Source organism: Pseudomonas sp. PNPG3 (genome assembly GCF_023093815.1).
GTDB lineage: Bacteria > Pseudomonadota > Gammaproteobacteria > Pseudomonadales > Pseudomonadaceae > Aquipseudomonas > Aquipseudomonas asiatica.
Map to the genome: position 1 here is coordinate 20,811 of NZ_JALLKV010000026.1, position 16,316 is coordinate 37,126.

Here is a 16,316-nt window from a genome sequence, read left to right on the forward strand (position 1 = left end):
GAAAATTCAGCGCACTTGACGGTTTTTTCACTGATCCTTCACGGACACAGGATAGCGGGCGGCCGACAATGCCCGATCTTTTTCGCGCCCTGGAGCCGTCATGCAGCAACCAACCCGCCCTCGCCCGATCAATTTCTGGCTGTACCTGGGGCTACCCCTGGCGACCGCGCTTGGCCTGATCCTGCTGGAACTGACCTCGGTCGACATGGACATTGCCAACCTGTTCTTCGACCCTGCTGCCGGGCAGTTCATCGGCCGCCACAGCTATTTGCTGGAGAACATCCTGCATGACAGGGTCAAGCAGGGGGTGATCCTGCTGGGAGTGATGTCACTGGTGACCTTTGCTGCCAGCTTCTTCTGGAAGCGCCTGTTCGGCTGGCGCCGTGAGCTGGGCTGCCTGGTACTGGCACTGGGCCTGTCCACGGCGTTTGTCACACCGCTGAAGAAAGTGACCCAGGTGCAATGCCCGTGGAGCCTGACCCAGTTTGGCGGGAAGGAAACCTACAGCAAGCTGCTGGAACCGCGGCCGGCGACCGACAAGCCCGGGCTGTGCTGGCCGGGCGGGCATGCCGCCACCGGGTTCTGCCTGTTCGGGCTGTTCTTCATGTTGCGTGATCGCAAGCCGAGGCTGGCACGGGTGGCGTTGACGGTGGCCTTCGTCGCCGGGTCAGTGCTGTCGCTGGGGCGGATGATGCAGGGGGCGCACTTCCTGTCGCACAACGTGTGGACGGCGGTGTTCTGCTGGCTGATCGGCTTGGGGTCGTATTACCTGGTTCTGTATCGTCGGGGAATGGCTGAGGTACCCGCCGCTGAGCGTAGCGTCGCCTGAACCCGGGGCCGCTTTGCGGCCCTTTCGCCGGCAAGCCAGCTCCTACAGGTAAAACGCCTGTCACAAGGTTGGCGCAAACCTGTGGCTGCACAGCAGCCCCAATGGTCCCAACAGGAAAACAAAAAAGCCCCGGTTCTCGCGAACCGGGGCTTTTCATGGTGCAGGGGGTAAGGCTGGCTTACATCATGCCGCCCATGCCACCCATGCCGCCCATGTCAGGCATGCCAGCAGCTGGCTTGTCTTCCGGCAGGTCGGCAACCATGGCTTCAGTGGTGATCATCAGACCGCCGATCGAAGCAGCAGCTTGCAGCGCCGAGCGGGTGACCTTGGCTGGGTCCAGGATACCCATCTCGATCATGTCGCCGTATTCGCCGGTAGCAGCGTTGTAACCGAAGTTACCCGAACCTTGCTTGACCTTGTCAGCGACAACGCTTGGCTCGTCGCCGGCGTTGGCAGTGATCTGGCGCAGCGGCGCTTCAACAGCGCGACGCAGCAGGGCGATACCGACGTTCTGGTCTTCGTTGTCGCCTTTGAGGTTGGCAATGGCAGCCAGGGAGCGAACCAGGGCTACACCACCGCCAGGTACCACGCCTTCTTCAACGGCTGCACGGGTAGCGTGCAGGGCGTCTTCAACGCGGGCTTTCTTCTCTTTCATTTCAACTTCGGTGCCGGCACCGACCTTGATCACGGCAACACCGCCAGCCAGTTTGGCCAGACGCTCTTGCAGCTTCTCACGGTCGTAGTCCGAGGAAGTCTCTTCGATCTGGGCACGGATCTGCTTGACGCGTGCTTCGATCTCGGTATCGGCGCCAGCGCCGTCGATGATGGTGGTGTTTTCCTTGGACAGGATGACGCGCTTGGCGTTACCCAGGTGCTCCAGGGTAGCGGTTTCCAGCGACAGGCCGATTTCTTCGGAGATGACCTGGCCGCCAGTCAGGACGGCGATGTCCTGCAGCATGGCCTTGCGGCGGTCGCCGAAGCCCGGAGCCTTGACCGCAGCAACCTTGACGATGCCGCGCATGTTGTTGACTACCAGGGTAGCCAGGGCTTCGCCTTCAACGTCTTCGGCAACGATCAGCAGTGGGCGGCCGGCCTTGGCAACGGCTTCCAGAACTGGCAGCAGCTCACGGATGTTGGAGATCTTCTTGTCGACCAGCAGCAGCAGCGGGCCTTCCAGCTCGGCAACCATGGTGTCCGGCTTGTTGACGAAGTACGGGGACAGGTAGCCGCGGTCGAACTGCATGCCTTCAACGACCGACAGTTCGTTTTCCAGGCCCGAGCCTTCTTCAACGGTGATCACGCCTTCTTTACCGACTTTTTCCATGGCTTCGGCGATGATTTCACCGATGGAGTTGTCGGAGTTGGCGGAGATGGTACCTACCTGGGCGATGGCCTTGGAGTCGGCGCATGGCTTGGACAGGTTCTTCAGCTCGGCGACGACGGCAGCGGTGGCCTTGTCGATGCCGCGCTTCAGGTCCATCGGGTTCATGCCGGCAGCGACGGCTTTCAGGCCTTCGTTGACGATGGCCTGAGCCAGGACGGTAGCGGTGGTGGTGCCGTCACCGGCAGCGTCGTTGGCCTTGGAAGCAACTTCCTTGACCAGTTGGGCGCCCATGTTCTCGAAGGCGTCTTTCAGCTCGATTTCCTTGGCGACGGAAACGCCGTCCTTGGTGATGGTCGGAGCGCCGAAGCTCTTGGCCAGCACCACGTTACGGCCTTTCGGGCCCAGGGTCGCTTTTACCGCGTCAGCCAGAACGTTGACACCAACCAGCATTTTCTTACGAGCGGAATCGCCGAATTTTACGTCTTTAGCAGCCATGATCGTTTAATCCTTGGAATTCTTTGGAGTAACGGGAAGTCGGGGAAATCAGCCTTCGATAACGGCGAGGATTTCGTTCTCGGCCATGACCAGCAGGTCTTCGCCATCGACTTTCACGGTGTTGCTGCCCGAGTAAGGGCCGAAAACCACTTTGTCACCCACTTTCACGGCCAGTGCGCGAACTTCGCCGTTGTCCAGGATGCGACCGGTGCCGACGGCGACGACTTCGCCGCGGTTTGGTTTTTCAGCGGCCGAACCCGGCAGGACGATACCGCCAGCGGTTTTCGATTCTTCTTCGCTGCGACGGATAACGACGCGGTCATGCAGAGGACGAAGCTTCATTGTCGATCTCTCCCAAATTGTGGTTTTCATCGGCCGGTGTCGACACCGGCGGGTTGTTGCTGTCCGGCGTTGCCGGGGTGGCCCGCAATGGGCGAACCACCTGAGTTATGCCTGGTGTTGCCACCAGAAACCTTGCGGTGACCACATACATGAGGCCGCCATATTCAATTACAAGGCTTGCTTCAGAAAATTTTTCATTAGCGCCTTGGCCCCGCAAAAAGCTGGGGCCGCGTTGCGCCCCTTTCGCGACACAAGGCCGCTCCCACAGAAGGTATGCATTGCCTGTGGGAGCGGCCTTGTGTCGCGAAAGGGCCGCAAAGCGGCCCCCGGTTATTACTTGTCGCGGCGCTCGTACTCGCCTTCGATCACATTCGGCCTATGCCCGCCATCACGCGGCCGGGCCTGGAACGGGTCGTCCTGGAAGGCGCGCTGTCGCATGGCTTGGGCCTCGGCACGCTCGCGCATCTTGCGCGCGGCCAGATGACGGGTGAATGGCAGCAGGCACAGCAGGCCCAGCACGTCGCTGATGAAACCTGGCAGCAACAGCAGGCCACCACCAACGGCCAGCATCATGCCCTGGAACATGTCCTCGGCGGGCAGTTCGCCACGCTGCAGGCTTTCACGGGCGCGCAGTGCGGTTGCCAGCCCGGCCACGCGCATCACCAGCACACCCAGGGCGGAGCCGGCGATGATCAGCAGCAGTGCCGGGAAGAAACCGATGGCGGCACTGACCTTCACGAAGACGAACAGCTCCAGCACGGGAAACAGGAGAAACAGCAGTAGAAAAGCACGCATCAAAGCATTCCTCGTCGGAAGAGAACCTTCCTGTAAGACCAACAGATGGATGCGTGCGCTCGGCTTTTCAACCCTCGACTTCCGTCGCAACCGGCCACTGGTCGGCGCGAGCCAGCAAAACCAGGGCTTCGCGGACTTGTGTCGGCGTGTTGCAAGTACTTGGGAAGGGCAACCAGTAAACCGCCTGGCCAATACGCAGGTGCATGCCTTCACTGTCCACCCCGACCATCTGTACTGGCGCATGGCGTGGCAAATCGGTCAGTTCCACATAATGGGCGATGGCGTTGGCGTGGTCGTTGTTCATGTGCTCGACCATGCTCGTCTCGGCCTTGCCGGCGAACGGGTTGGCCAGGGTCACCTGATCGAGCCAGTGGATCGCGCCGAAGCCGCCGATGTAGCGGTGGCGCACCGGCTGCAGCACCCAGAAGTCGAAGTCGTGGGCCTTGTGGTAGTTGGCCGCGTCCGGGAAATAGCGGTAGTAACGCTCGGCGGCAGCCTCGATGGCGGCCTCTTCCACCAGCTTGTGCGCCTCGGCCATCACCGTCAGGCGCCCCACGGCCTGCACGTCCTCGGCTTCGCGCTCACCTACCAGCAGCGAGCACTTGGGATCCTTCTGCAGGTTGTGCGTGTGCTGGGCGATGCGGCTGATGAGGATCAACGGGTTGCCCTGGGCGTCCAGGCAGTACGGCACGACCGAGCCGAAGGGGTAGCCGGGCATCGACTTGGAATGGGTCGAGAGCACGCCGCGGTATTCCTTGAGCAGCAGCTCCCGGGCGGGACGGATGGCATTGGTACTCACTTGGGGGCGGCTCCTGATATCGGGCTGGATAGGACAAGATAAGCATTATCAGATCCAGTGCCAATGGGGCTGCTTTGCAGCCCATCGCGATACAAGGCCGCTCCCACATGGACCGACGTATATCTTGCCTTTGTGGGAGCGGCCTTGTGTCGCGATAGGGGCGCAACGCGCCCCCGGCGGTTTACCAGGTGACGCCGAAGCCTGCGGTATAGCGGGTCTTGTCCAGGTCACTCTCACGGGTACCGGTGATGATGTCCTTCTCCGCCTTGAGGTTGAGCGAGGCCCATTCAGTGACCTTGTAGCGCAGGCCAACCTCGGCATCAAGCGCATAGTCGGCCACGCCACCCAGCGGCTTGGCGAACTCGCCGTTGGTGAACAGTTGCACATTCTTGCCAATCAGGTAGCGGGTGTAGTCCCACTTCACCGCCGCAGAATAGAAGTTGTCCTTGGCGCCATCCTGGTATTCGAAGTCGGTGCGGTTGATCAGCGACCCCAGCGAAAACGCGCCCAGTTCGTTGTCCCAGAACTGGTAACCCGGGCCGGTACCCACGGTGCGCTGGCGGGCTAGGTCTTCGATGCGGTCGCGCTTGTACTCCATGCGCCCCTGCCAGAACCACTTCTCGGTGAGGAAGCGGTCCAGGGCGTACTCGGCACTCCAGTTGTCGGTGGTGGTGACGTCGTCCTTGGTCTCGCGGTTGTATTCGCCTTCAGCGTTGTGCCGCCAGCGGCCATGGCGGGCGCTGGTCTTGAAGCCGACGTCGTAGTCGTCGGTGTCGTTCTCGGCGCGCTTGTAGTCCAGCGCCACGTCGACGTTGCCCTTCCACACGAAGTCCTCGACCAGGGGCTTGGGCTTCATGATCTGCTCGATGCTGGCCAGCTCCACGGTCTTTGGCGCCTCGCCATTGGCCAAGGTCACCTTGCCGGGCTCGGCGGCCTTCAGCGACTTGGCGCGCTCACCGCTGTAGGCGTCCTGCTTGACCAGCATCTCCTGGTCGCTCTCCAGGGTCTGGACCTCTTTCCAGTCCAGGGCGATGGAACCGCCATAAGGGGTTTCCAGCAGCAGCTTGCCGCCGTCGAAGACTTTGATCTTGCCGCTGAGACGGTCACCGTTCTTCATCCATACGGTGTCGGCGAACACCGGGGAGGCGCAGAGGGAAACAGCAAGCAGGCACAACAAGGATCTAGAATACATAAGCGGGCTATGATTTGCGGACTACGGGTTCGATTTGGCGAAAAAAGCCGGGCATTATCCGGATAACGACGACCAGAGCAAGAAAAGACCGGGAGCATGCCGTTGAGTTCAACTCTCATTTGCCAGACCGCCGGTCCGGTTTCATCTGCAGCCCAGAGGGGGCCTGATGTCTGACGGATATGAGCACGCCCTCGACTCCGCCGAGGGCCGACGGACGGTGCTGTATTCGGTACTTGGCCAAGTTCCGGCCGGCAAGGTGGTCAGCTATGGCCAACTGGCCGAACTGGCAGGGCTTGGTCGGGCGGCACGCTGGGTCGGGCGTACCCTCGGGCAACTGCCCGCGGACACTCGCCTGCCCTGGCACCGGGTGCTCGGTGCAGGCGGCCGCCTGAGCCTGGCACTGGGTACCCCGTCTGGGGATGAACAACGGGCGCGCCTGCGTGCGGAGGGTGTAAATGTAACCAACAATCGTGTGGATATGACGCGCCATGGCTGGCGCCCGATGGAGCACAGCGGTTAGAGTGCGCGCTTTGTTTTCGCAAACTTGAGGCAGATGTTGGCCCATGCCCCGTAAAACCTGGCGCGCTGCGCTTGCTGCCTATGCCAGCCCGTCAACCTTGGTACTTTTGCTGCTCGGCTTCGCCGCCGGTCTGCCCTACATGCTGGTGTTCTCCACCCTTTCGGTGTGGTTGCGCGAAGCTGGCGTGGCCCGCGAGACCATTGGTTACGCCAGCCTGATCGGCCTGGCGTACGCCTTCAAGTGGGTGTGGTCGCCACTGCTCGACCAATGGCGCCTGCCGCTGCTCGGCAGCCTGGGGCGCCGGCGTTCGTGGTTGCTGCTGTCGCAAGCGCTGGTGGTGATCGGGCTGGTCGGCATGAGCCTGTGCGACCCGCAGCAGCACCTGTCATGGCTGATCGCCCTGGCGGTGCTGGTGGCCTTCGCTTCGGCCACCCAGGACATCGCGGTCGATGCCTACCGCCTGGAAATCGCCGACGACCAGCGCCAGGCTGCACTCGCCGCCAGCTACATGGCCGGCTACCGCGTGGCGGCCCTGCTGGCCACGGCTGGTGCCCTGTTCTTCGCCGAGTGGTTCGGCTCCACCGGTTTCAGCTACCTGCACAAGGCTTGGGCCGGCACCTACGTCATGTTCGCGGTGATGATGCTGCCCGCCGTGTTCACCACCCTGATCATGCGCGAACCGCCCGTACCCATGCGTACCCAGCTGTCGGCAGCGCGCTATGGGCTGGTGCACCAGCTGGCCTCGGTGTTCGTGCTGATAATCCTGCTGGTATCGGTACCGGCCAGCTTCACCCAGATGTTCAATACCGGCTGGTCCAGCGTCATCTCCGGTGATGCAACGCCACTGGACCTGCTGCTGGAAGACCGCGCCTTCCTGCGCCTGATCCTCTATGTGCTGCTGACCTGGGCGTGCCTGTCGAGCCTGGGCCGTCGCGGCCTCGCGCCGGTGCTGACCCCGGTCAACGACTTCATCGCCCGCTACCGCTGGCAGGCCCTGCTGCTGCTCGGCCTGATCGCCACCTATCGCATGTCGGACACGGTAATGGGCGTGATGGCCAACGTGTTCTACATCGACATGGGCTTCACCAAGGACCAGATCGCCAGCGTCAGCAAGATCTTCGGCCTAATCATGACCCTGGTCGGCGCCGGTGTTGGCGGCCTGCTGATCGTGCGCTTCGGCATCATGCCGATCCTGTTCATCGGCGGTGCGGCCTCCGCGGGCACCAACATTCTGTTCCTGATGCTGGCCGACATGGGCCCGAACTTGCAAATGCTGGTGGTGACCATCTCGCTGGACAACTTCAGCTCCGGCCTGGCCACCTCGGCCTTCGTTGCCTACCTGTCGAGCCTGACCAACCTGAAGTTCTCGGCTACCCAGTACGCGTTGCTCAGCTCGATCATGCTGCTGTTGCCAAGGCTGATCGGGGGTTATTCGGGGGTCATGGTGGAGAAGTTCGGTTACCACGACTTCTTCCTGATCACTGCCCTCCTTGGCGTGCCGACCCTGATCCTGATTGCCCTGCAGTGGCGCCAGGAAGCCGGGCCGGGCAAACCGGTTGCAGAGGAAGGTTCGGCGGCCGAGCGGCCCTGACAGGTTTGTATTGCCTGTACCGGCCTCTTCGCGGGTAAACCCGCTCCCACAGGGACTGCACTGCCCTCGAGAGCTGTGCAGTCCCTGTGGGAGCGGGTTTACCCGCGAAGAGGCCAGTTCAGGCAATAAAGTTTACCGAGCAACAGCCCCCTCACCAGGCCGTCCACCCACCACAAACCACAGCGGCCACAGCGCCAAGGCCCCCGCCACACCCGCCGCCAGGGCAAAGTGCAGCAAGCTGGCCCCGGCCCCAATCATCGCCAGCAGCGCCCCACCCAACCCCAGCAAGGCAATGGTGATCATCCCCAGCATGGCCGAGACCAGGCCCTTGCTCTGCTCGCTGGCGAACAGCGTCATGCGATACAGCACCGCGTTGGCCACGCCCAACCCCAGCGCGTACAGCGACATGCCCGCCACCACGCTGGTCACACTCGGCCAGTACCATGTCGCCAGTCCCATCAGGCACAGGCCGGCCAGGTATGGCCACAATGCACCGCGCACCAGCGCCGCCAACGGATAGCGATCGGCAATGCGGTTGATGATCAGGTTGCCCAGGATCAGCCCGCCAAACACCGGCAACTGCCACAAGGCGTACTCCATGGTGCTCAGCCCCTCGTCGTGGATCAGCAGCACCGGCGACAGGCCGATCCAGCCAATCAGCGGCAGACCGACCAGGCCCAGGGCCGCGCTGCCAGCGACAAAGCGGCGGTTGCCCAGCAACTGGCCGTAGCCGGCCAGCAGTGGCAGCAGGTGGATCGGCGTGAATGCCAGGCGCGAGCCGTCACGGCGCTCCACGCCCAAGGTCTCCGGCATCAGCCGGTACAGCAGCAGCCAGGCCACAACCGCGCCAATGGCGAAGGCCACGAACAGCCAACGCCAGTCCAGCCACTGCAGCAGCAAGGTGCCCACCAGCGGCCCGAGCAGTGGCGAGAGCAAGGCGATGTTGGCCAGCAGGGCCATCATGCGCACGGCGTCGGCTTCGCTGAAGGCTTCGTTCAGGGCCGGGTAGCTGACCGTGACCACAAAGCCCAGGCCGATGCCTTGCAGCAGGCGCAGCAAGTTGAACAGGCCGATGTCGTGGACCCAGAAGGTGGCCAGACAGGCCAGGCCGAAGAACGCGCAGCCGATCAGCAGCAACGGGCGCCTGCCATAGCGGTCGGCCAGCGGACCGATCAGCCATTGCAGCACCACGCCCCCCAGCAGGTACAAGTTGAGGGCGTGGGGAATGTATTCGGGGCTGGCATTCAGGTCGCCGACCACCACCGGCATGGCCGGCATGACGGCGTCGCTGGCCAGGTAGGTGAGCAGCTCGAACAGGGCCAGGGTCAGACCGAACAGCAAGGCGCGCAGGGGGGTGATGTACAGCAGTGGTTTCATGATGGCGTATCGGGTGTGGCAGGTGGGGTCAGGCTATATGCCAGAAATGGCGGGGTATTGCTGTGAACAAGTGTAAAAAGCCGAGGCCGCTTCGCGCCCCATCGCGACACAAGGCCGCTCCTACAAGGGTTACGCGATTCCCTGTAGGAGCGGCCTTGTGTCGCGATGGGGCGCGAAGCGGCCCCAATCAATGACAACGCGGTATTACTGCGCTGCAGTCTCCTGCACCACGCGAATCACCCGCTGCGGGAACGGAATGTCGATCCCTTCGGCCTTCAACCGGTCACGCGCATGCTCGTTGAGCATGAACATCACATCCCAGTAATCGGCAGTCTTGGTCCACAAGCGCAAGGACACTGTGATCGAGCTGTCGCCCAGGGTCGCGACCACCGCCTGCGGCGCCGGGTCGGGCAGCACGCGCGGGTCCTGCGCCAGCTCCAGCAGCACGTTGCGGGCCTTCTGCAGGTCGGCCTCGTAGTCCACGCCCACATCGAACACCACCTTGCGCGTCGGCTGGCGGTTGGTGTTGGTGATGATGCCGTTGGACAGGCTGCCGTTGGGCATGATCACCGTCTTGTTGTCACCAGTGCGCAGCACGGTGTGGAAGATCTGGATGCTGTCGACGGTGCCGGCCACGCCTTGCGCCTCGATCCAGTCACCGATGCGGAACGGGCGAAACATCAGGATCAGCACACCGCCGGCGAAGTTCGCCAAGCTGCCCTGCAAGGCCAGGCCGATGGCCAGGCCCGCGGCACCGATGGCGGCAACGAACGAGGTGGTCTCGATACCGATCATCGACGCCACGCTGACGAACAGCAGCACCTTCAGCACGATATTCGACAAGGTGCTGATGAAGCCCTGCAGTGCCAGGTCGGCGTTGCGCAGGCCAACCAGCTTGCCCAGGCGGGCGCTGACCTTGTTGATGATCCACCAGCCGACCGCCAGGGTCAGCAGCGCCAGCAACACACGGCTGCCATATTCCATGATCAAGGGGATCCAGGTCTGGGATTGGCGGACCAGCTGATCGACTTCAGCGTTCAAATCCATATTCATCTCCTGATGCCGAGCGGCAAGTACACGGTAGAACTGGCCACGCGCGATGGCGCAGCCCCGGCCCCCATGGACATCATTTGGCCATCGGGGTTCCGGGCGATGCCCACATCAGTCGCGGAAGTTATTGAACTGCAGTGGCATGTCGAATTCCTTGGTACGCAGCAGCGCAATGGCTTCCTGCAGGTCGTCGCGCTTTTTGCCGGTAACGCGTACCTGCTCGCCCTGGATGGCGGCCTGCACTTTCAGCTTGGCATCCTTGATGGTGGCGACGATCTTCTTCGCCAGATCCTTGTCGATACCTTCGCGGAACTTGGCTTCCTGTTTCTTTTCCTTGCCCGAGGCATACGGGTCCTTGGTTTCCAGGCACTTCACGTCGATCTTGCGCTTGACCAGCGCCAGGCGCAGGATTTCCAGCATCGCTTCGAGCTGGAACTCTTCCTCGGCGGTGAGCATCACGGTCTGCTCTTTGTCCTTGAACTCGAAGGTGCCCTTGCCCTTGAGGTCGTAGCGACGGTCCAGGTCCTTGATGGCGTTGTCGACCGCGTTCTGCACTTCGTGCTTGTCCAGTTCCGATACCACGTCGAACGAAGGCATGGTTGTTCTCCCAAAATAAAAGCGCGCTCAGGCTGAAGATGGAGCGCGCTGGGTTTGACGGTTAAAATGCGGGCTCATTATAACGGGTTGCGAAACGCATATGAGCAGCACCTGGCATATTCTCGGCGCCGGTAGCCTGGGCAGCCTGTGGGCTTGCCGCCTGGCGCGCGCGGGCAAGGCAGTGCGCCTGATCCTGCGTGACGGGCAGCGGCTGCAGGCCTACCAGCAGGCCGGCGGCCTGACCCTGGTCGAACAGGACCAGTCCCGCCACTACGCCATCCCCGCCGAAACCGCGCAGGCACACGGCCCGATCCATCGCCTGCTGGTGGCCTGCAAGGCCTACGACGCCGCCCCGGCCATCGCCGGCGTGGCACCTCGCCTGGCCGAAGACGCCGAGGTGGTTCTGCTGCAGAACGGCCTGGGCAGCCAGGACGAGGTCGCCGACCTGGTGCCCCATGCACGCTGCATCTTCGCCTCCAGTACCGAAGGCGCATTCCGCGAGGGAGATTGGCAGGTACGCTTTGCCGGCCACGGCTTCAACTGGCTGGGTGACCCACGCAACCCGACGATCCCGGCCTGGTTCGATGACCTGCATCAGGCTGGCATCCCTGCCGAGTGGACGGTGGATATCCTTACCCGTCTGTGGCGCAAGCTGGCACTCAATTGCGCCATCAACCCGCTGACCGTGCTGCACGACTGCCAGAACGGCGGGCTGCTGGGGCACCTGGGCGAAGTGGATGCGCTGTGCGCCGAGCTGGCCCAACTGCTGCGCCGCTGTGGCCAGCCAGAAGCGGCAGACGGGCTGAACGAGGAAGTGCAGCGGGTGATCCTCGCCACTGCGGCCAACTACTCTTCCATGTACCAGGATGTACGCGCAGGCCGCCGCACCGAGGTGCACTACCTGCTTGGCCATGCCTGCCGCACCGCCGGCCGTCATGGCCTGCAACTGCCAGAGCTGGAACGCCTGCTGCAGCACCTGGTCGATAACCTGCGTGTGCGTGGTTTGCCCTGCGACTGACGCAGCCCTTTCAACCGGATACGGACATTGCCTAGCCCATGACCTTGCGCCAACGCCTGGAAAACCTCCCGGTCGGGCAGAAGCTGCTGGCAGCCCTGCTGGTGTTGCTGGTGACCATCCTGTTGGTGGCCAACCTCACCTTCATCAGCGCCGCCTACTGGATCACCCAGGAAAGCATGGCGCCACAGGCGCTGCACACCATCGGCCGGCTGGTGGCCAACCCGCAACTGGCGGCGCGCGCCGGCGATACACCGGACACCGCCAGCGCCCTGCTGAAAGAGCTGGACAGCTACACGCCGCTGCGCGCCGCTGCCGTCTACGGTGGCGATGGCCGCATGTTGGCGCAGCTGCAGCACGGCGAGCCGCTGGCACTGCCCAAGCGTTTTCGCAACATCGACGGCTGGCGCCTGATGGAGTTTCGCAGCACCCAGCTGATCCGCATGCCACGTGACGCCAACCCGCCCGCACACCTGCTGCTGGTGGCCAGCAGTGAACTGCCCACGGCTTTCTATACCGGCACCCTCAGCGCCAGCCTGGGCATCCTGGTGTTCAGCATCCTGCTGTGGATCGTCATCGCCCGACAGATAAAACGCCTGATCACCCAGCCGATCAACCAGCTCGAAGAGCTCAGCCGCCAGGTCACCCGCGAAGAGAGCTATGCCTTGCGCGCGCAGCGCGGTAACGACGACGAAATCGGCAGCCTGGCCGAAGCGTTCAACACCATGCTCTCGCGCATCGAAGCCCGCGAACAGCAACTCAAGCGCACCCGCGACGAGTTTCAGGAGGCCTACGACCAGGCCCAGGGCCTGGCCGAGGAAACCCGCCACACCAACCGCAAGCTGGAACTGGAAGTCCAGGTGCGCAGCAAGATCGAGAAAAAACTCACCGGCTTCCAGAACTACCTCAACAGCATCATCGACTCGATGCCCTCGGCGCTGATCGCCCTGGATGAACAGCTCTACGTGACCCAGTGGAACCACGAAGCCACGGTACTTTCCGGCACGCCTCTGGACGAGGCGCTGAACCAGCCGATCTTCATTGCCTTCGAACCGCTCAAGCCGTTCCTGCCGCAACTGAAGGAAACAGTGGAAAAGCACCGGGTGGCAAAGATCGAGCGGGTCACCTGGCCCAAGGGTGACGACCTGCGCCACTACGCCCTGACCTTCTACCCGCTGACCGGTGGCGGCGGCCGTGGCGTTGTCATCCGTATCGACGACATCACCCAGCGCCTGTCGCTGGAAGAAATGATGGTGCAATCGGAAAAGATGCTTTCGGTCGGCGGCCTGGCCGCCGGCATGGCCCACGAGATCAACAACCCGCTGGGCGCGATCCTGCATAACGTGCAGAACATCCGCCGGCGCCTGTCACCAGAACTGCCGCGCAATCAGGAACAGGCAGAGGAACTGGGCATCGACCTGCCCACGGTCAACCGCTACCTGGAGAGCCGCGAAGTGCCGCAATTGCTCGACGGCATCCAGCAGGCCGGTGCCCGGGCAGCGAAGATCGTCACCCACATGCTCAGCTTCAGCCGCCGCAGCAACCGTCAGCTGGCGCCGTGCGACCTGCCGGCGCTGATCGATCAGGCGGTGGAAATTGCCAGCAACGACTTCGACCTGGCCATAGGCTTCGATTTCAAGGGCCAGGCCATCGTGCGTCAGTTCGACCCCGACCTGGGGCCGGTGCCGTGCACCGCCAACGAATTGGAGCAGGTGCTGCTCAACCTGCTGAAAAACGCGGCCCAGGCCATCCACCAGCGGCCACAGCCGAGCGAGCCCGGGCGCATCACCCTGCGCACCCGCTTGAGCCCGCCATGGGCGGAAATCCAGGTCGAGGACAACGGCGTCGGCATGCCCGAAGGGGTGCGCAAGCGCACCTTCGAGCCGTTCTTCACCACCAAGGAAATCGGCCAGGGTACCGGGCTGGGGCTGTCGGTCTCGTACTTCATCATCACCAACAACCACAAGGGGCAGATGGAAGTGCAGTCCACGCCCGGCCAGGGCACCTGCTTCACCCTGCGCCTGCCCCTTGGCCAGCCGGCAGCGGTGGCGCCGGCCAAAATGGAGAAATGACATGGGCTACCGCCTGTCGAAGATCTACACCCGCACCGGCGACAAAGGCGAAACCGGCCTGGGCGACGGGCGCCGAGTGCCCAAGGACCACCCGCGAATCGAGGCGATTGGCGAGGTGGACAGCCTGAACAGCCAGCTGGGTTTGCTGCTGGCGGGGCTGGCCGAACAAGGGCTGGATGAAGTGAGCGCGGTGTTGGCGCCGTGTCAGCACCGCCTGTTCGACCTGGGCGGTGAGCTGGCGATGCCCAGTTATCAGGCGTTGGACCTGGCGGAGGTGGAGCGGCTTGAGGCAGCGATCGATGTGTGGAATGAAGAGCTGGGGCCGTTGAAAAACTTCATCTTGCCCAGTGGCTCGGCGCTGGTGGCACAGGCGCATGTGTGCCGGAGCCTGGCGCGCAGTGCGGAGCGGCGGTGCCAGCAGCTGAATGCGCTGGAGCCGTTGGCGGGGGTTGGGTTGGCGTATATCAACCGGCTTTCGGATCTACTGTTCGTGGCCGCGCGGATCATTGGGCGGCGGCAGGGGGTGGCGGAGGTTTTGTGGCAGCCTGCTGAGAAACCAAACGGCTGATATTTCTGGGGCTGCTGCGCAGCCCATCGCCGGCAAGCCAGCTCCCACAGAGCCCGGTCTGTGCTGCCTCTGTGGGAGCTGGCTTGCCGGCGATGGGCCGCAAAGCGGCCCCAATTACAGGCGACTCAGATCTCAGGCCAGAACGCCCGGATCCCGGCCACACCCTGTGCCCCCGCTTCCCAGGCCTGCTCACGCTCACCCGGCCCTACCCCACCCAGCAGGTAGACCGGCTTGTTGAACCCGGCAATCAACCGCTGTGCCTCGTCCCACCCCAGCGGCACCGCCTCAGGGTGTGTCCGGGTTGCCTGCACCGGCGACAAGGTGACGAAGTCCACGCCCATCTGCTCCGCCAGCGCCAGCTCTTCGGCACTGTGGCAGGACGCCGCCAACCAGCGCTCCTTGGGGAACGGCCGGCCGTTGGCGGCATATTTGCGCAGTTGTGCAGCCGTCAGGTGCCAACCCGCGGCTGGGAAGTCACCCAGCCACTCCAGCGGCCCCTTGAGCATCAGCTGCGCCTTGCCCGCGCAAAGGCCGACCGCATCCACCGCCACATCGCGATACTTGGGATCGTACATGTCCGGGGCACGCAACTGGATCAGGCGAATGCCACTGGCCACTGCCTTCTGGATGCCCTTGAGCATCTGCGGCACTTCCAGGCCATCGGGGGTGATCAGGTACTGATCCGGCAGGCGCGCGGCTGCAACGATCGGCTTGTTGGCCTCGGGGAATTCGTATTGGGGCAAATCGCGTGGAGCAACCCATTCCAGCGGCTGCCCTTCGGCGCCATGCGGCTCGCCGGCGAATGCCTCGACTTCGCGCACATCCAGCAGCACCTGCTTGTCCGGGTAATCGTGGCTGACCTTGATCAGCGCGCGCGAACGGCTCACCTCGATACCCAGCTCCTCGCGCAGCTCGCGGGCCAGCGCCGCCTCGACGCCCTCACCCTCTTCTACCTTGCCGCCCGGGAATTCCCACAGACCGCCCTGGTGCTGGGTATCGGCGCGCCGTGCGATCAGAATACGGCCGTCAGTACCGCGAATGACAGCAGCTACAACATGAATCCGTTTCACCCTTCACGCTCCGCCAGGCCAGCCTTTTGCCAGGCCTGGAAGGCTGGCCACTGATAAATGGTTTCGATATAAGCCGCTGCCTCTGCTGGCACTTCCACACGGTAGGTGCGCAGGCGCACCGCCACCGGGGCGAAGAAGGCATCAGCCAGGCTCGGCCTGCCGAACAGGAACGGGCCGCTGTCCTTGGCCGCAAGGCGACATTCCGACCACAGTGCAACGATACGGTCGATATCGATTTGAACCTCCAGCGGCACACCGTCCAGCGCCTGGTCGCGGGACAGGTCGAACGGCATCGCGCCGCGCAGGGCGAAGAAGCCGCTGTGCATCTGCGCGCAGGCCGAACGGGCCTGGGCCCGGGCCGCCACGTCGGCAGGCCACAGCTGCGCGTCGGGGTGGCGTTCGTTGAGGTATTCGGCAATGGCCAGCGAGTCGGCGATCACACCGTGCTCGGTCTTGAGCAGCGGTACCTTGCCGGTAGCCGAAAAGGCGAGGATGCGCTGACGGGTGTCAGGCTGGTTCAGCTTGATCAGTGTTTCTTCGTAAGGCACGCCAGCCAGCTCGAGGGCCAGGGCGCCACGCAGCGACCAGGAGGAATACAGCTTGTCGCCGATGATCAGGTGATAGCTCATGGTTCGGCTCCATCGTTTGGGAATTCTGGGGCTGCTCTGCAGCCCTTTCGC

16 protein-coding genes are annotated in these 16,316 nt (G+C 63.3%); 6 read left to right on the forward strand and 10 right to left on the reverse strand.

Annotated features, from left to right (window positions below):
* The first annotated feature begins 100 nt into the window (after positions 1 to 100).
* Entirely contained in the window at positions 101 to 829 is a 729-nt protein-coding gene (locus tag MJ643_RS17610) for a phosphatase PAP2 family protein (RefSeq protein ID WP_013974090.1), read from the forward strand.
* Positions 830 to 1,007: 178 nt separating this feature from the next.
* On the opposite strand, the gene groL is transcribed toward MJ643_RS17610, so the two are convergent.
* The 5 genes from groL to MJ643_RS17635 form a co-directional block, all read right to left on the reverse strand.
* Positions 1,008 to 2,648: a chaperonin GroEL gene (gene groL, locus MJ643_RS17615; protein ID WP_013974091.1), complete on the reverse strand. Its 1,641-nt coding sequence runs from the start codon at positions 2,646 to 2,648 to the stop codon at positions 1,008 to 1,010.
* Positions 2,649 to 2,696: 48 nt separating this feature from the next.
* The gene (locus tag MJ643_RS17620) at positions 2,697 to 2,990 is read right to left on the reverse strand and encodes a co-chaperone GroES (RefSeq protein WP_003260750.1); all 294 of its coding nucleotides are present in this window, start codon (positions 2,988 to 2,990) and stop codon (positions 2,697 to 2,699) included.
* 333 nt (positions 2,991 to 3,323) lie between these two features.
* Entirely contained in the window at positions 3,324 to 3,785 is a 462-nt protein-coding gene (locus MJ643_RS17625; RefSeq protein WP_039612990.1) for an FxsA family protein, read from the reverse strand.
* A gap of 67 nt (positions 3,786 to 3,852) precedes the next feature.
* Positions 3,853 to 4,584, reverse strand: a complete 732-nt coding sequence (locus MJ643_RS17630; RefSeq protein ID WP_023662442.1) for a DUF2470 domain-containing protein — start codon at positions 4,582 to 4,584, stop codon at positions 3,853 to 3,855.
* 181 nt (positions 4,585 to 4,765) lie between these two features.
* Positions 4,766 to 5,776, reverse strand: coding sequence for a DUF481 domain-containing protein (locus tag MJ643_RS17635; protein WP_023662443.1), 1,011 nt, complete (start codon positions 5,774 to 5,776; stop codon positions 4,766 to 4,768).
* 166 nt (positions 5,777 to 5,942) lie between these two features.
* On the opposite strand from MJ643_RS17635, the gene MJ643_RS17640 reads away from it, so the two are divergent.
* Both MJ643_RS17640 and MJ643_RS17645 read left to right on the forward strand, forming a co-directional pair.
* Positions 5,943 to 6,296 (forward strand): MGMT family protein, encoded by a 354-nt coding sequence (locus MJ643_RS17640; RefSeq protein ID WP_003260756.1) that lies wholly within the window; start codon positions 5,943 to 5,945, stop codon positions 6,294 to 6,296.
* A gap of 43 nt (positions 6,297 to 6,339) precedes the next feature.
* Positions 6,340 to 7,887: an AmpG family muropeptide MFS transporter gene (locus MJ643_RS17645; RefSeq protein ID WP_013974096.1), complete on the forward strand. Its 1,548-nt coding sequence runs from the start codon at positions 6,340 to 6,342 to the stop codon at positions 7,885 to 7,887.
* A 132-nt stretch (positions 7,888 to 8,019) separates the two neighbouring features.
* Here the strand turns inward: MJ643_RS17645 and MJ643_RS17650 are convergent, their stop codons facing one another.
* The 3 genes from MJ643_RS17650 to MJ643_RS17660 form a co-directional block, all read right to left on the reverse strand.
* Complete coding sequence (locus MJ643_RS17650; RefSeq protein ID WP_013974097.1) at positions 8,020 to 9,264, reverse strand: MFS transporter; 1,245 nt, start codon at positions 9,262 to 9,264, stop codon at positions 8,020 to 8,022.
* A gap of 204 nt (positions 9,265 to 9,468) precedes the next feature.
* On the reverse strand, positions 9,469 to 10,311 hold the full coding sequence (locus tag MJ643_RS17655; RefSeq protein WP_015271698.1) for a mechanosensitive ion channel family protein: 843 nt from the start codon (positions 10,309 to 10,311) through the stop codon (positions 9,469 to 9,471).
* 114 nt (positions 10,312 to 10,425) lie between these two features.
* A complete protein-coding gene (locus MJ643_RS17660) occupies positions 10,426 to 10,911 on the reverse strand; it encodes a YajQ family cyclic di-GMP-binding protein (RefSeq protein ID WP_013974099.1) in 486 nt (161 codons plus the stop codon).
* A gap of 100 nt (positions 10,912 to 11,011) precedes the next feature.
* On the opposite strand from MJ643_RS17660, the gene MJ643_RS17665 reads away from it, so the two are divergent.
* Genes MJ643_RS17665 through MJ643_RS17675 form a run of 3 tightly spaced genes read left to right on the forward strand, consistent with a single transcriptional unit; the run spans position 11,012 to position 14,566 of the window.
* Entirely contained in the window at positions 11,012 to 11,929 is a 918-nt protein-coding gene (locus MJ643_RS17665; protein WP_013974100.1) for a putative 2-dehydropantoate 2-reductase, read from the forward strand.
* Positions 11,930 to 11,967: 38 nt separating this feature from the next.
* Positions 11,968 to 13,998: an ATP-binding protein gene (locus MJ643_RS17670; RefSeq protein ID WP_013974101.1), complete on the forward strand. Its 2,031-nt coding sequence runs from the start codon at positions 11,968 to 11,970 to the stop codon at positions 13,996 to 13,998.
* A 1-nt stretch (position 13,999) separates the two neighbouring features.
* Positions 14,000 to 14,566, forward strand: coding sequence for a cob(I)yrinic acid a,c-diamide adenosyltransferase (locus MJ643_RS17675; protein ID WP_013974102.1), 567 nt, complete (start codon positions 14,000 to 14,002; stop codon positions 14,564 to 14,566).
* A gap of 125 nt (positions 14,567 to 14,691) precedes the next feature.
* Here MJ643_RS17675 and MJ643_RS17680 read toward each other — a convergent pair whose 3' ends face one another.
* Both MJ643_RS17680 and MJ643_RS17685 read right to left on the reverse strand, forming a co-directional pair.
* Positions 14,692 to 15,636, reverse strand: coding sequence for a Nudix family hydrolase (locus MJ643_RS17680; RefSeq protein ID WP_013974103.1), 945 nt, complete (start codon positions 15,634 to 15,636; stop codon positions 14,692 to 14,694).
* Positions 15,633 to 16,265 carry a glutathione S-transferase family protein gene (locus tag MJ643_RS17685; RefSeq protein WP_013974104.1) on the reverse strand — a complete coding sequence of 211 codons (633 nt, stop codon included), beginning with the start codon at positions 16,263 to 16,265 and terminating at the stop codon, positions 15,633 to 15,635. The genes MJ643_RS17680 and MJ643_RS17685 overlap by 4 nt, the downstream gene beginning before the upstream one ends.
* Positions 16,266 to 16,316 lie beyond the last annotated feature (51 nt).